At 40.2% G+C, this 261-nt stretch carries 1 pseudogene; it reads right to left on the minus strand.

The window, feature by feature from the left end:
* Positions 1-261 (minus strand): annotated as a pseudogene (locus SB775_RS30815) (MFS transporter); the annotation flags it as partial.

Genomic DNA, 261 nt, shown 5'->3' on the forward strand with positions numbered 1-261 from the left:
GTTTGTCACTAAGCCAGCCGCCAAAACCATTTCCGCCAATAGACGCAAGCCCGAAGACCAAATAACAAATACTAATCCAAACCGGGGTCATATGCAGAACTTCCATTAGAAATGGGGTGAAATAAGAATAAAGCATATAATGGCCCGCAAGCATAAACAAGCTAATCAAGTGTGCACTAAAAATTTTCGGATGCCCTAAAGAACGAATCTGCTCTCTAAGAGGAGTGACTTTTTCAACTGGCATTTTTTCCAATAGAAAAT

The organism is Peribacillus sp. SIMBA_075, from assembly GCF_046534585.1.